Origin of the sequence: Sedimentibacter sp. MB31-C6, assembly GCF_035934735.1 — a bacterium.
Lineage (GTDB): Bacteria > Bacillota > Clostridia > Tissierellales > Sedimentibacteraceae > Sedimentibacter.
Genome location: NZ_CP142396.1, coordinates 1,226,896 through 1,242,680 on the forward strand (window position 1 = coordinate 1,226,896; position 15,785 = coordinate 1,242,680).

The window sequence follows — 15,785 nt, forward strand, 5'->3', positions numbered from 1 at the left end:
TGCGTCCCCTACATTTGTTTGTTTCTCTCGGTTTATTGTTAATTTTATTTTTCAGAATACTTGCGACGGTATTCTTACTTTTTATCAATTAATGTCGTTCTCTTTATTTTCCTATGCAATTTTCAAGGTTCAATATCATTGCTCAATGCAACAGAGTTGCATTTTTGGTGGAGATAAGGAGATTCGAACTCCTGACCCCCTGCTTGCAAGGCAGGTGCTCTCCCAACTGAGCTATACCCCCACTTTATTATTTAGTTTAAAAAAAGCCTGTTTATACTGTTAGCTCAAACAGTCTTGCCATAAGTTATAGAGCAAGCGCAGTCTCGTAACACAAATTTGTTCACTCACTTTCGTTCGTGAAAATTTGGTACTCGTTGCGGCTGACCTACCTTCGATTTATTCTTCGCTTTCGCTCGAATTCATCGGGTTAGGGCAAGCAATAAAACAGCATAAGTCCTTTAGTTCTCCTTAGAAAGGAGGTGATCCAGCCGCACCTTCCGATACGGCTACCTTGTTACGACTTCACCCCAGTCATTGATCCTACCTTCGGCGCCTGCCTCTTTACAGTTAGCTCAGCGACTTCGGGTATTACCAACTTCCATGGTGTGACGGGCGGTGTGTACAAGACCCGGGAACGCATTCACCGCGACGTTCTGATTCGCGATTACTAGCAACTCCAACTTCATGTAGGCGAGTTGCAGCCTACAATCCGAACTGGGATCGGTTTATGAGGATTTGCTCCAGATCACTCCTTCGCTTCCCTTTGTTCCGACCATTGTAGCACGTGTGTAGCCCAAGACATAAGGGGCATGATGATTTGACGTCATCCCCACCTTCCTCCGATTTATCATCGGCAGTCTCCTTAGAGTGCCCACCTTAAATGATGGCAACTAAGGATAAGGGTTGCGCTCGTTGCGGGACTTAACCCAACATCTCACGACACGAGCTGACGACAACCATGCACCACCTGTCACCCTTGCTCCCGAAGGAGAGGGCACATCTCTGTGCCGGTCAAGGGGATGTCAAGCCTTGGTAAGGTTCTTCGCGTTGCTTCGAATTAAACCACATGCTCCGCTGCTTGTGCGGGTCCCCGTCAATTCCTTTGAGTTTTAGTCTTGCGACCGTACTCCCCAGGCGGAGTGCTTATTGTGTTTACTTCGGCACTGAATATCGCTACCCAACACCTAGCACTCATCGTTTACAGCGTGGACTACCAGGGTATCTAATCCTGTTTGCTACCCACGCTTTCGTGACTCAGCGTCAGTTACAGTCCAGTAAGTCGCCTTCGCCACTGGTGTTCCTCCTAATATCTACGCATTTCACCGCTACACTAGGAATTCCACTTACCTCTCCTGCACTCAAGTCATACAGTTTCAAGTGCTTACTATAGTTAAGCCATAGCCTTTTACACCTGACATATATAACCGCCTACTCACCCTTTACGCCCAGTAAATCCGGACAACGCTCGCCCCCTACGTATTACCGCGGCTGCTGGCACGTAGTTAGCCGGGGCTTCCTCCTTGGCTACCGTCATTTTTTTCTTCACCAAGGACAGAGTTTTACGATCCGAAAACCTTCTTCACTCACGCGGCGTCGCTGCATCAGGGTTTCCCCCATTGTGCAATATTCCCCACTGCTGCCTCCCGTAGGAGTCTGGACCGTGTCTCAGTTCCAGTGTGGCCGTTCACCCTCTCAGGCCGGCTACTGATCGTCGCCTTGGTAAGCCATTACCTTACCAACTAGCTAATCAGACGCGAACTCATCCTATACCACTAACGTTTTGACTTCTGTATCATGCGATTCTAAAGTGTTATATGGTTTTAATCCCGGTTTCCCGAGGCTATTCCTTTGTACAGGGTAGATTGTTCACGCGTTACTCACCCGTCCGCCACTAAGCATATAAATACGCTTCGTTCGACTTGCATGTGTTAAGCACGCCGCCAGCGTTCGTCCTGAGCCAGGATCAAACTCTCGTTTAATATCTCCTGTCGCAGTTTCATTCACAAATTTATTTGCTCCTTGCGTCGCATAAATTTGGAATTCATTGCGGTTGACCTACCATCAATTTTCTTACTCCCTTTCGGTCGTGAAAAATTGGGTTAGGTCATACTCAAGATAACGCATAGCATTATCTATCTTTCATTACTTTTTACTTTGTTCAAATTTACTTTAAACTCATAGGTTTCTTATGCTGTTTTATTGTCAATGTTCGTCGCTTTCTTTATCGAAAGCTTTATTAGTCTAACATACTTAAATTGTTATGTCAAGCTAATTTTTGTATATTATTTTATTCCTTTTTTAGGAAAAATATAATCTCATTCATCAATTTTTCTGTGAATGAACCTGGCGACGTCCTACTTTCCCAGGCAGTTACCCACCAAGTATCATCAGCGCTGAAGAGCTTAACTTCCGTGTTCGAGATGGGAACGGGTGTGTCCTCTTCGCTATTGTCACCAGATTCGTTTATAGGTTTTGAACCGACTTTTTAATAAGCCATGCCCTAACAACAAGCGCAGTCTCATTCAGCAATTTCTCTGCTCCTTACGTCGCATAAATTGGGAATTCGTTGCGGTTGACCTACCAACCATTTTTACAGAAAAACCATCTGAAAAATGGGGTTAGGGCATACAAAACTACATAGGAAAACATGATTCGACATTATTTATATTAAGGTCAAGACCTCGACCTATTAGTATTACTCAGCTTAATACATTGCTGCACTTTCACCTGTAACCTATCTACCTGTTAGTCTATCAGGGGTCTTACTTACTTGCGTAATGAGAAATCTTATCTTAGGGTCTGTTTCGCGCTTAGATGCCTTCAGCGCTTATCTTTTCCAGACTTAGCTACTCAGCCATGCTCCTGGCGGAACAACTGATACACCAGCGGTCTGTCCATTCCGGTCCTCTCGTACTAGGAACAGCTCCCTTCAAATTTCTTACGCCCACGACGGATAGGGACCGAACTGTCTCACGACGTTCTGAACCCAGCTCGCGTGCCTCTTTAATGGGCGAACAGCCCAACCCTTGGGACCTGCTTCAGCCCCAGGATGAGACGAGCCGACATCGAGGTGCCAAACCTCCCCGTCGATGTGGACTCTTGGGGGAGATAAGCCTGTTATCCCCAGGGTAGCTTTTATCCGTTAAGCGATGGCCTTTCCACTCGGTGCCACCGGATCACTAAGTCCAACTTTCGTTCCTGCTCGATATGTCTATCTCGCAGTCAAGCTCCCTTCTGCCTTTACACTCTTCGCACGATTTCCGACCGTGCTGAGGGAACCTTTGAGCGCCTCCGTTACTCTTTCGGAGGCGACCGCCCCAGTCAAACTGCCCAACTGACAGTGTCCATATACCGGCTCACGGTATCATGTTAGAAATTCAGTAACAATAGAGTGGTATCCCAACGTTGACTCCACGAACACTGGCGTGCTCGTTTCCTAGTCTCCCACCTATCCTGTACAATTGCTACCGAATTCCAATGTCAGCCTGCAGTAAAGCTCCATGGGGTCTTTCCGTCCTGTCGCGGGTAACTCGCATCTTCACGAGTACTACAATTTCACCGGATCTATTGTTGAGACAGTGCCCAAATCGTTACACCTTTCGTGCGGGTCGGAACTTACCCGACAAGGAATTTCGCTACCTTAGGACCGTTATAGTTACGGCCGCCGTTTACTGGGGCTTAAGTTCAAAGCTTCTCCGAAGATAACTTCTCCCCTTAACCTTCCAGCACCGGGCAGGTGTCAGCCCCTATACTTCATCTTTCGATTTAGCAGAGACCTGTGTTTTTGGTAAACAGTCGCTTGGGCCTGGTTTCTGTGGCCCTTCTGTGCTCTGTTTGTTCAAACTTCACACTGAAGGGCACCCCTTCTCCCGAAGTTACGGGGTCATTTTGCCTAGTTCCTTAACAATAGTTCTTCCGCTCATCTTTGGATTCTCTCCTTGCCTACCTGTGTCGGTTTACGGTACGGGCACCCTTATACTCGATAGAGGCTTTTCTTGACAGTGTGGACTCAGCTACTTCACTACTTATTTTCGCTCCCATTCGTATCTCAGAATTGATACTGCGGATTTGCCTACAATATCTTCCTACTTACTTAGACGCACTTTTCCATCTGTGCGCTAGCTTATCCTTCTGTGTCACCCCATTTCTCAAACGCATTTGGGTGGTACTGGAATTTCAACCAGTTGTCCATCGCCTACGCCTTTTGGCCTCGGCTTAGGTCCCGACTTACCCTGAGTGGACGAGCCTTCCTCAGGAATCCTTAGGCTTTCGATGGGTGAGATTCTCACTCACCTTTCGCTACTCATGCCAACATTCTCTCTTCTATACAGTCCATATCCTCTTTCGATGGAACTTCAACCCGTATAGAATGCTCCTCTACCGATGTCATAAATCTCTCCATGTTCTCAATATCAAGTTTATTTTATCCCCGGTGTATGTTTTTCGAAATCTCTCGATTTTAATTTTATCTCCGGTAGTTTTTATTCGAAATCTCTCTTTTCCTTTTTATTAATATTTTTAAAGGTTAGATTTCGAACTTAATTGTCCTGATTCTTTGTTTCATTGAACTCATGAAGAGATTTACGACATCCCACAACTTCGGTAATAGATTTTAGCCCCGGACATTTTCGGCGCAACACCACTTGACCAGTGAGCTATTACGCACTCTTTTAATGAATGGCTGCTTCTAAGCCAACATCCTGGTTGTCTGTGTAGTATTACATCCTTTTCCACTTAATCTATATTTTGGGACCTTAGTTGGTGATCTGGGCTCTTTCCCTTTCGACTACGAAACTTATCTCACGTAGTCTGACTCCCAAGCTTGTATCTATGGTATTCGGAGTTTGATAGGTTTTGGTAACGTATAACGCCCCTAGACCATTCAGTGCTCTACCCCCACGATACTATTTCTTGAGGCTAGCCCTAAAGCTATTTCGAGGAGAACCAGCTATCTCCGGGTTCGATTGGAATTTCACCGCTATCCACATGTCATCCCGTAGCTTTTAAACGCTAATGGGTTCGGTCCTCCACCAGATTTTACTCTAGCTTCAACCTGCACATGGATAGGTCACCCGGTTTCGGGTCTACAACATACAACTCTCGCCCTTTTCAGACTCGGTTTCCCTTCGGCTCCTAACCTCTCAGTTATTAACCTTGCTGCACATTGTAACTCGTTGGCCCGTTCTACAAAAAGTACGCGGTCACACTTTTGTGCTTCCACTGCTTATAGGCATAAGGTTTCAGGTTCTTTTTCACTCCCCTCCCGGGGTTCTTTTCACCTTTCCCTCACGGTACTATTCTCTATCGGTCACTAGGTAGTATTTAGCCTTGGGAGGTGGTCCTCCCTGCTTCCCACAGGATTTCTCGTGTCCCGTGGTACTCTGGATCATATCCTTGCTTCTAACAGTTTCGCTTACAAGCCTATCACTTTCTTTGGGTTAGCTTTCCAGCTATTTTCAGCTACCGTTATCCGTCTCTTTGATATGTCCGCAACCCCATACATTACTGTATGGTTTGGGCTCTTCCGCGTTCGCTCGCCGCTACTTACGGAATCATTATTTATTTTCTCTTCCTAAGGGTACTTAGATGTTTCAGTTCCCCTCGTTCCCCTCATACAGCTATGTATTCACTGTATGATACATAAGGTTTACCTTATGTGAGTTTCCTCATTCGGATATCTGCGTATCGTTGACTGCTTACGTCTCCTCGCAGCATTTCGTAGTTTGCCACGTCCTTCTTCGGCTCCTAGTGCCAAGGCATCCGCCTTACGCCCTTTATATCTTGACCAGATTAGTCATATATTATTTCTTCATAATATATTATATATTATATGGTACGCATACAATGCGTCCCCTACATTTGTTTGTTTCTCTCGGTTTATTGTTAATTTTATTTTTCAGAATACTTGCGACGGTATTCTTACTTTTTATCAATTAATGTCGTTCTCTTTATTTTCCTATGCAATTTTCAAGGTTCATCCCTTTATGTCAACCTTTGTAGGTCTCGGTATGCATGCAATGCATACCCTACATTAGGGTTTACACCGTTCAAACTATTGTTTGAACGGCAATAAAACAGCATAAGTCCTTTAGTTCTCCTTAGAAAGGAGGTGATCCAGCCGCACCTTCCGATACGGCTACCTTGTTACGACTTCACCCCAGTCATTGATCCTACCTTCGGCGCCTGCCTCTTTACAGTTAGCTCAGCGACTTCGGGTATTACCAACTTCCATGGTGTGACGGGCGGTGTGTACAAGACCCGGGAACGCATTCACCGCGACGTTCTGATTCGCGATTACTAGCAACTCCAACTTCATGTAGGCGAGTTGCAGCCTACAATCCGAACTGGGATCGGTTTATGAGGATTTGCTCCAGATCACTCCTTCGCTTCCCTTTGTTCCGACCATTGTAGCACGTGTGTAGCCCAAGACATAAGGGGCATGATGATTTGACGTCATCCCCACCTTCCTCCGATTTATCATCGGCAGTCTCCTTAGAGTGCCCACCTTAAATGATGGCAACTAAGGATAAGGGTTGCGCTCGTTGCGGGACTTAACCCAACATCTCACGACACGAGCTGACGACAACCATGCACCACCTGTCACCCTTGCTCCCGAAGGAGAGGGCACATCTCTGTGCCGGTCAAGGGGATGTCAAGCCTTGGTAAGGTTCTTCGCGTTGCTTCGAATTAAACCACATGCTCCGCTGCTTGTGCGGGTCCCCGTCAATTCCTTTGAGTTTTAGTCTTGCGACCGTACTCCCCAGGCGGAGTGCTTATTGTGTTTACTTCGGCACTGAATATCGCTACCCAACACCTAGCACTCATCGTTTACAGCGTGGACTACCAGGGTATCTAATCCTGTTTGCTACCCACGCTTTCGTGACTCAGCGTCAGTTACAGTCCAGTAAGTCGCCTTCGCCACTGGTGTTCCTCCTAATATCTACGCATTTCACCGCTACACTAGGAATTCCACTTACCTCTCCTGCACTCAAGTCATACAGTTTCAAGTGCTTACTATAGTTAAGCCATAGCCTTTTACACCTGACATATATAACCGCCTACTCACCCTTTACGCCCAGTAAATCCGGACAACGCTCGCCCCCTACGTATTACCGCGGCTGCTGGCACGTAGTTAGCCGGGGCTTCCTCCTTGGCTACCGTCATTTTTTTCTTCACCAAGGACAGAGTTTTACGATCCGAAAACCTTCTTCACTCACGCGGCGTCGCTGCATCAGGGTTTCCCCCATTGTGCAATATTCCCCACTGCTGCCTCCCGTAGGAGTCTGGACCGTGTCTCAGTTCCAGTGTGGCCGTTCACCCTCTCAGGCCGGCTACTGATCGTCGCCTTGGTAAGCCATTACCTTACCAACTAGCTAATCAGACGCGAACTCATCCTATACCACTAACGTTTTGACTTCTGTATCATGCGATTCTAAAGTGTTATATGGTTTTAATCCCGGTTTCCCGAGGCTATTCCTTTGTACAGGGTAGATTGTTCACGCGTTACTCACCCGTCCGCCACTAGATTTGTCACTTCACCAAATACACAACTTATTTATATTTGTTAGTGTTAGCTCTTGGAATTAGCGTGAAGCGCATTTGCTTCTCCTCGTCATCCTTTGCCACTTTTTCTACTTCATCAAATATATTATTGTTATATTCCTCTTGGCAAATACGCTTGAGGCATTTTTACATACTTGGTGAAGCAACAAATCTCGTTCGACTTGCATGTGTTAAGCACGCCGCCAGCGTTCGTCCTGAGCCAGGATCAAACTCTCGTTTAATATCTCCTGTCGCAGTTTCATTCACAAATTTATTTGCTCCTTGCGTCGCATAAATTTGGAATTCATTGCGGTTAACCTACCATCGATTTTTCTCTCCCTCACGGTCGGTAAAATCGGGTTAGGTCATACTCAAACTTTCGCTTGCGTTAACTAATTTCTTAGTTTTTTTACTTTGTTCAAATTTACTTTAAACTCATAGGTTTCTTATGCTGTTTTATTGTCAATGTTCGTCGCTTTCTTTAAGGAAAGCTTTACTAGTTTATCATGCTCACTGTTCATTGTCAAGCACTTTTTTTATTTATTTTTTCTCGTTGTCTTTAGGCATTTATCTTAATAGTAATTGAGACAACTTTGTTAGTCTACCATGTTGAAGGTTTGTTGTCAACTGGTAATTTTTATCTATTAATTTGCTGTTGCTGTGTTTCTGAGACAGCTTTGCTAGTTTATCATGCTTATCAAAACTTGTCAAGGCTTTTTTTAACTTTTATTATTCCAATTATAAAACAAACAAAAAGAGCAGATAATCTGCTCTTAATATAATCTAAACAAATACATTAATCTAACGGCTTCATTGTTGGGAATAATATAATATCTCTTATTGATACCTGGTTAGTTAAAAGCATTATTACCCTATCAACACCTATTCCTAAGCCTCCTGTCGGTGGAAGACCTACCTCAATTGCATTGATGAAGTCATTATCCATCATATGAGCTTCATCATCTCCAACTTCTTTTTGTTTTACTTGTGCTTCAAATCTTTCCCTTTGATCAATAGGATCATTTAATTCAGAAAATGCATTAGCTATTTCCCATGTATTTGCAAAGGCTTCAAATCTATCAGTCAATCTCGGATCTTCTATATTTCGTTTAGCAAGAGGAGATATCTCAACTGGGTGATGTGTAACAAATGTAGGTTGGTCTAAATGTTCTTCACAATATTCTTCAAACAACTCACTAATTATATGGCCTCTTGTCATTAATGGGGTAATTTCTATACCTTTTTCTTTTGCTATTTTTATAGCTTCCTCATCTGTATTGATTAAGTCGAAGTCAATTCCTGTATATTCTTTAACCATATCTTGCATTTTTACTCTTTTCCAAGGTGGTGTAAAGTCTATAATTTTTCCTTGATATTCTATTTTAGTAGTTCCTCTAGCCTTCATTGCAACAAATGCTACTATATTTTCTGTCAAATCCATCATATCATTAAAATTAGCATATGGTTTATATACCTCCATTGCTGTATATTCAGGATTATGATTTGCATCCATTCCTTCATTTCTAAACATTTTACCCATTTCATATACACCATCACCTAAACCACCAACTACTAATCTTTTTAAAAATAGCTCATTAGCAATTCTCATATATAAATCTATATCAAGTGTATTATGATGAGTAATGAAAGGTCTTGCATTAGCTCCTCCGGCTATAGGGTTGAGTATTGGAGTTTCAACTTCTAAATACCCTTCATTATCTAAAAATTCTCTTATACCTCTAATAATTTTGTTACGCATTAGAAATACATCTTTTATTTCTGGATTTACAATTAAATCAACATATCGTTGCCTATATCTTAAATCAGTATCTTTTAATCCATGAAATTTTTCAGGTAAAGTTTGAAGTGACTTTGATAAAAGAGTAATCTTTTCAGCTCTTACAGATATTTCTCCCATCTTAGTTTTAAAAACTTCACCTTCGATACCTATTATATCTCCTATATCGTAAGTTTTTAACCAGTTGTATTCATCTTCACCTAAATTATCTTTTTTAACAAACATTTGAATTTTACCTAAGTGATCTTGAATGTCATAGAAACCTACTTTTCCTTGTCCCCTCTTTGACATTATTCTACCAGCTAAAGAAACATTTTTACCATTCATATCCTCAAAATTATCTTTAATATATTTAGAATTAGAAGTTACCTCATACTTTGAAATTTTATAAGGATCTCTCCCTGCCGCAACTAATTCTTTTAATTTATCTACCCTGACCTGCCTTAAATCTCCTAAATTTTGTTGTTCACTCAATTTCTTACACCACCTTATCCTTAATAAATGTTTTTATTATACTTTTCTTTAGTTATCGATTTTATACAGTTAGTATCTCATATTTTATCATATCTCCTGTTGGAGATTCAACTTCAATTATTTCTCCTATCTTTTTATCTAATAAAGCTTTTCCCAAAGGTGAAACGTTTGAAATTTTTCCTTTAAATGGATCTGCTTCAGCCGAACCAACTATTGTATACTCCATTATTTCATCAAATTCTAAATCCTTTATGGTAACCCTTGAGCCAATGCTAACAATACCGTTATTCTTAACTTCCTTAATTACTTTTGCATTTTTTATCATCAATTCTAGCTTTGCAATACGATTTTCCACATTTGCTTGTTCATTTTTAGCTTCATCGTACTCAGCATTTTCGCTAATATCTCCAAATGCTAAAGCTACCTTGATTTTTTCTGAAATCTCTTTTCTTTTTACAAGCTTTAAATAATCTAATTCTTGATTTAATTCTTTTAATCCCTCTGCAGTAATCAAAGTTTCATTCTTCATAATATTATTACTCCTTTAACAAAGTTGATTTTAAAAATAAATGCAATTACTTATTAACATATTATTTTATTGAAACAGTATATAACATTTTATTATATGTTTATTATAATATGATAACTCGATGATAATTCTTTTAATTAATTAGACTATTATAATCAAGTAGTAATATATTGTCAAGAATCTTTTAATTTTTTTTTACAAATTTTACATATTATAAGTCTCATAATTGTCTATATATCTATTCAATAAATTAATTAATTCTTCATATTTTGTTATTTTATTAATCTTATTGCGAATTTCTGAAGATTTTATCATTCCTTTAATGTACCATCCAGAATGCTTTCTCATTTCTAGCACAGCAGTTTTTTCATTTAATTCATCCTTTAACATATTTATATGCTTTATTAGCATTTCTATTTTGTCTCTTGGTGTAGGATTATAAAAATCACCTTTATTATTTAACATTGAATTTGTATTGTAAATAAGCCAAGGATTGCCAAGAATTCCTCTCGCAATCATTACACCGTTACAGTTAGTGGTATTAACCATCTCAAGGGCATCCTGAGGATTATAAATATCTCCATTTCCTATAACCGGAATTTTAATATTATTTTTTACTTCCTTTATTATATTATAATCTGCCTTCCCAGTATAAAATTGTTCTCTAGTTCGTCCATGTACCGCAATTAAGTCTGCACCATTAAATTCTAAAACTTTAGCGAATTCTACTGCATTAATATTGTTTGCATCCCATCCTGCTCGAATCTTAATAGTTACTGGTTTATTAGAAATTTTCTTTATTTTATTTACTATCTGACCTGCTAATTTAGTATTCTTCATAAGAGCGCTTCCATCACCATTTTTTACTATTTTAGGTGCTGGACAACCCATATTAATATCTATAATATCTATTTCGTTTCTTTTATTTATATCATTCTCTACAACATATGCCATAACATCAGGATCACTACCAAATATTTGTATTGCTACTGGTTTATTTTTAACGTTGATTTTCATTAAGGTCTCAGTTTTAACATCATTATAATACAAACCCTTTGCACTTACCATTTCAGTATAAACTAGTCCTGCACCAAACTCTTTACATATACTACGAAAAGTCATGTCAGTAACACCTGCCATAGGAGCTAAAACAACATTATTTTTTAATTCTACATTTCCTATTTTAAGTTTTTCCATCATATTTAATAATTATTTCTCCTGAATTTAGTATTTCTTCGTTTCCTTTTTCATCAACAACTACTAAGAGCCCTTCTTCATTTATGGACTTAACATTACACTTTTTAACTGTTTTTCTTCCCGGCTTAATTGCCCCTATATACTCACCCACAATAGCTGAATTATCATAACATATATTTAAAGCATTATTTATACTTCCATGCTTTTTTAATTCATCATAATACTTTTCCACATTATTCAAAATATAACCAATTAATATTTCTCTTTCATTAAGCGTATTCAATTCTATCTTAATTGATGTTGCTTTTTCTCTTATTCCTTCAGATAGTTCATCTTCATCTATGTTTACATTAATTAAAATAGAAATAATTAAACCTGCATCTTTCTTATTTCTTGTAATAGACTGACAACTAATAGATGAAATTTTTTTACTATTAATTAATATGTCATTTGGCCATTTAGTTTTACTTACTATATTATATATGCTGTTGATTGATTCGCAAACAGCTGCCGATACAATCACTTCAAATTTAGAAATCTCATAGCTATCTAATTCATCTTTAAAAAGTATACTTAAGTATATATTCTTATATGGATAACACTCCCAAAGACGACCAAATCTCACTTTACACATAGACTGGTTTTCAGATAAAATAACAGAACCATCAGTACAAGTATCAAAGATATTTTTTGCTTTTGCAAAAGTTGATGGTACTTCTTCATATTGTATAATAGTATTACCAATATAATTTGTATTTAAAATTCCTTTAATTTTATTTAAATCGTACATATTAATCTCCTATTCTTCTCGATTATATTACTATATAGATTAATATTCGTCAATAATGGGAGTTAATAATTAACAACTAAAGAAGTGTTACTTCAAGATGCTATCTATTACTGATAATAATTCTTTTAAATCTTCTATTGTTAATTCTGCCATATGAGCTATCCTAAAAGTTTTTTCTTTAAGATTTCCATATCCATTTGAAATAACAAATCCCTCTTTTTCAAGTTCTTCGATTAAATATTTCACACTAATTCCTCTAGTATTTTTTACAGTAGTCAATGTAACAGACGCATTTCTTTCTTCTGTAAATAAATCAAAATGTTTTTTAGCCCATGATCTTGTGTACTCTGCCATCTTAAGATGTCTATCAAATCTATTTTCTAATCCCTCTTCTAATATTTTATTTAATTTATAATCAAGAGCAAACATTAAAGATAAATTTGGTGTTGAAGGATATTGATAATTTTTTTTCTTAATAACATCGTATAAATGTACCAAATCTAAATAATAACCTCTGTTTTTAACTGTTCTTGCTCTTTCAACAGCTCTTTCTGCTAATGTACAAATTCCTAGCCCTGGTGGCAATCCTAATGCCTTTTGTGATGAAGTTATACATACATCAATCCCAAGCTTATCTACTTCTATTTTAACTCCGCCTGCTGAACTAACTGTATCAACACAAAATATAACTTCTGGGTACTTTTTTACTATATTACTTATTTCCTCTATTGGATTCATAACTCCAGTAGATGTTTCATTATGGGTAATTGTTATTAAATCATATTTTTTTGTTGCTAATACTTCGTCTACCATCTCTGGAGTTGTAATGCAACCAGAATGTGACTTGAATAAATCTGCATCAACTCCATTAGATATTGCCATATCATACCATCTATCTCCAAATGATCCTATAGAAAATACTGCTGCTCTTTCCTTAGTACAACATCTTATAGCGGCCTCCATTAAACCACTACCTGATGAAGTAGACAATATTATTTCATTTTTAGTATAAAAAAGTTTTCTTAACTTTTCACTAATATTTCTTTGTAAACTTGATGCCTCTTTGCTCCTATGACCGATCATAGGAGTTGACATTTTTTCTAATACATCATCATTGACCTCTATAGGTCCTGGAATAAATAATTTTTTGTGCATTTTGAACCTCCTTTAAATAAAAAAATCTCATCTCCATTGTTTAGAGACGAGATTGCTCGCGGTGCCACTCTAATTGTTAATATAACCCCTTAATAATTTTAACGCAATTAAACGTCTTGTTTTTTCTCAAGAAACTCAGAAACGGATTCAATAATTTATTATATCGATTTCCACCATCCATCGACTCTCTAAAATAATAACACTATTTACTACTTTTCTTCAACGTCTATATGTAAGATTTGTAAGATTATATAACTAATAAATTATCATGTCAAGTCATTTTTTAGAGCAAATATTACGGTTTTTTAACAAGTTTACTTATTGACATTAATCATGTATTAGTGTACTATTTATCTATGACACTAGTACGCTTTATTAAAAAGAGGTGATAAAATGGAATTTAATAACAATATACCTATTTATATACAAGTAATGCACAAGATTAAACAAGATATAGTAACAGGTAAATTAAAACCTGGCGGCAAGATGCCCTCTTCAAGAGAATATTCAAGCCAGTTAGGAATTAATTTTAATACTGTAGCAAGAGTTTATAAGGAGATGGAAATGGAAGATTTAGTATTTACAAAACGTGGGTTAGGTACATTTATAACTGAATCAACGGAAAAAATTGAAAGTATAAGATATGACATGGCAAAGGAGTTAATTTATAATTTTATAAATGGCATGGAACAAATAGGTTATAAAAAAGATGATATGTTGAATTTTATAAAAAAAGCAAATATAAATGAAGGGAATGATTTATAATGAAAGAAGTACTCAAAATTAGTAATTTATCAAAGAAATATTATAATAAAACAGCTCTTGAAGATATAGGATTGAATTTAGAAATAGGTAAAATATATGGATTAATTGGACCAAATGGCAGCGGTAAAACTACGTTAATGAAAATCATTGCAGGTCTTCATAAGCAAACATCAGGAGAAGTATTAATAGATGGTACTCCTTTATCATATAAAACTAAAGGAGATGTTTCATATATGCCTACTGAGAATTATTTATATGATTCCTTTAAAGTAAAAGATATTATAAAATATTATTCAGATATGTATTCTGATTTTAGAACAGATTATGCAATGCAAATATTAAATGACATAAATGTTGATTCAAATTTTAAAGTATCTAAATTATCATCTGGTTTAATTGGAAAGTTAAAAGTTACTCTTGCATTAAGTCGTGATGTTGACATATATATGCTTGATGAACCTCTAAATGGTGTTGATATATTATCAAGAGAAATAATTATGGATTTAATAATAAAGTCTTTTAATGAAAATAAAATAATAATAATTTCAAGTCATTTAGTTAGTGTAATGGAAAAACTGTTAGACTCAGTAATATTTTTAAAAGATGGAAAAATAGAAGTTGATGGTGATGCTGAAGAATTAAGAAAGCAATACGGCACTTCAATAGAAGGCATCTATAAGGAGGTTTACAAAAATGTATAATATAATAAAATATGAATTTTTAAGAAAACATAAAATGTTTTTAATAACTGCTGTCACTGCTATAATTATTAATCTCATTGCAATTATTAATAAAGGGGTTACAGGAAGTATATCATGCTTATCACTTTTTCCTGTTGCAATATCGATTCTATATATTTCTGATGTAATTAAAATGTATAGTGACGACTTAAATAAAAAATTAGGATATATGTTATTTATGACGCCAAACAGTGGATATAAAATTGTAATTTCAAAAGTATTGACTGCAATATTAGAAGGTTTTGCAATACTTTTTATATATTTAATTTTCATTTTAATAAATGGAATTTACTTGATGACAGTTGCAGGATTAGATTTTAATATTAACCTCTCAGAAATTACTAGAGGAATTAATATGATACTATCTGGAAGTATAGGATTTAATTTAGGCCATTTATTTGTTTTTTTACTAACTGCATTAGTATTTATAATAAGTTTTATATTAACAGTGTACACTTCTATTACTATACGTAAAAGCATATTTTCTGAAATAAGATTAGGAGGATTTCTAAGCTTTATAATTTTTATTATACTAAATTGGGGAATATCTTACCTGTCGTCAAATATAATGTCTGCTTTAACTCCATATTATAACCCTTTAATTAATGGAAGTAATATATCAGTCACAGATATGGCAACAGTCTTTCTACCTTTTATAATAATAACATTAATTGAATGTGCTATAATGACTGCTGGTTCAGGATATCTTTTAGAAAAGAAAATTAATTTGTAGCTATAATTGTATAAATTTATATTTTATGTTAATTTAAGTAATATTTAAAGAATTTTAATCCA

At 37.1% G+C, this 15,785-nt stretch carries 8 protein-coding genes, 1 tRNA gene, 4 rRNA genes and 1 other annotated feature; of the genes, 3 read left to right on the forward strand and 10 right to left on the reverse strand.

Annotated features, from left to right (window positions below):
• Positions 1–165: 165 nt before the first annotated feature.
• From U8307_RS05870 to U8307_RS05915, 10 genes are all read right to left on the reverse strand, one after another.
• Positions 166–241 (reverse strand) — tRNA-Ala (locus U8307_RS05870).
• 231 nt (positions 242–472) lie between these two features.
• Positions 473–1,979 (reverse strand): 16S ribosomal RNA (locus U8307_RS05875).
• 362 nt (positions 1,980–2,341) lie between these two features.
• Positions 2,342–2,458 (reverse strand): 5S ribosomal RNA (rrf, locus tag U8307_RS05880).
• A 211-nt stretch (positions 2,459–2,669) separates the two neighbouring features.
• Positions 2,670–5,787, reverse strand: a 23S ribosomal RNA gene (locus tag U8307_RS05885).
• 315 nt (positions 5,788–6,102) lie between these two features.
• Positions 6,103–7,784: ribosomal RNA gene (locus U8307_RS05890) — 16S ribosomal RNA — on the reverse strand.
• Together the 16S, 23S and 5S rRNA genes with 1 tRNA gene alongside form the textbook arrangement of a ribosomal RNA operon.
• Before the next feature lie 554 nt (positions 7,785–8,338).
• Positions 8,339–9,832, reverse strand: a complete 1,494-nt coding sequence (lysS, locus tag U8307_RS05895) for a lysine--tRNA ligase (RefSeq protein ID WP_326911558.1) — start codon at positions 9,830–9,832, stop codon at positions 8,339–8,341.
• A gap of 43 nt (positions 9,833–9,875) precedes the next feature.
• On the reverse strand, positions 9,876–10,343 hold the full coding sequence (greA, locus tag U8307_RS05900) for a transcription elongation factor GreA (RefSeq protein ID WP_326911031.1): 468 nt from the start codon (positions 10,341–10,343) through the stop codon (positions 9,876–9,878).
• Positions 10,344–10,547: 204 nt separating this feature from the next.
• Positions 10,548–11,543: a tRNA dihydrouridine synthase DusB gene (dusB, locus tag U8307_RS05905; RefSeq protein WP_326911032.1), complete on the reverse strand. Its 996-nt coding sequence runs from the start codon at positions 11,541–11,543 to the stop codon at positions 10,548–10,550.
• Entirely contained in the window at positions 11,527–12,330 is an 804-nt protein-coding gene (locus tag U8307_RS05910) for a biotin--[acetyl-CoA-carboxylase] ligase (protein ID WP_326911034.1), read from the reverse strand. Before U8307_RS05910 ends, dusB begins: the two co-directional genes overlap by 17 nt.
• A gap of 87 nt (positions 12,331–12,417) precedes the next feature.
• Entirely contained in the window at positions 12,418–13,485 is a 1,068-nt protein-coding gene (locus U8307_RS05915) for a pyridoxal-phosphate-dependent aminotransferase family protein (protein WP_326911036.1), read from the reverse strand.
• A 39-nt stretch (positions 13,486–13,524) separates the two neighbouring features.
• Positions 13,525–13,717 (reverse strand) — a binding site (T-box leader).
• A gap of 161 nt (positions 13,718–13,878) precedes the next feature.
• Between U8307_RS05915 and U8307_RS05920 the strand changes: the two genes are divergently transcribed.
• Genes U8307_RS05920 through U8307_RS05930 form a run of 3 tightly spaced genes read left to right on the forward strand, consistent with a single transcriptional unit; the run spans position 13,879 to position 15,723 of the window.
• Positions 13,879–14,250: a GntR family transcriptional regulator gene (locus U8307_RS05920; protein ID WP_326911038.1), complete on the forward strand. Its 372-nt coding sequence runs from the start codon at positions 13,879–13,881 to the stop codon at positions 14,248–14,250.
• On the forward strand, positions 14,250–14,951 hold the full coding sequence (locus tag U8307_RS05925) for an ABC transporter ATP-binding protein (RefSeq protein ID WP_326911039.1): 702 nt from the start codon (positions 14,250–14,252) through the stop codon (positions 14,949–14,951). The genes U8307_RS05920 and U8307_RS05925 overlap by 1 nt, the downstream gene beginning before the upstream one ends.
• Positions 14,944–15,723 carry a hypothetical protein gene (locus U8307_RS05930; RefSeq protein WP_326911040.1) on the forward strand — a complete coding sequence of 260 codons (780 nt, stop codon included), beginning with the start codon at positions 14,944–14,946 and terminating at the stop codon, positions 15,721–15,723. The genes U8307_RS05925 and U8307_RS05930 overlap by 8 nt, the downstream gene beginning before the upstream one ends.
• The last annotated feature ends 62 nt before the right edge of the window (positions 15,724–15,785 follow it).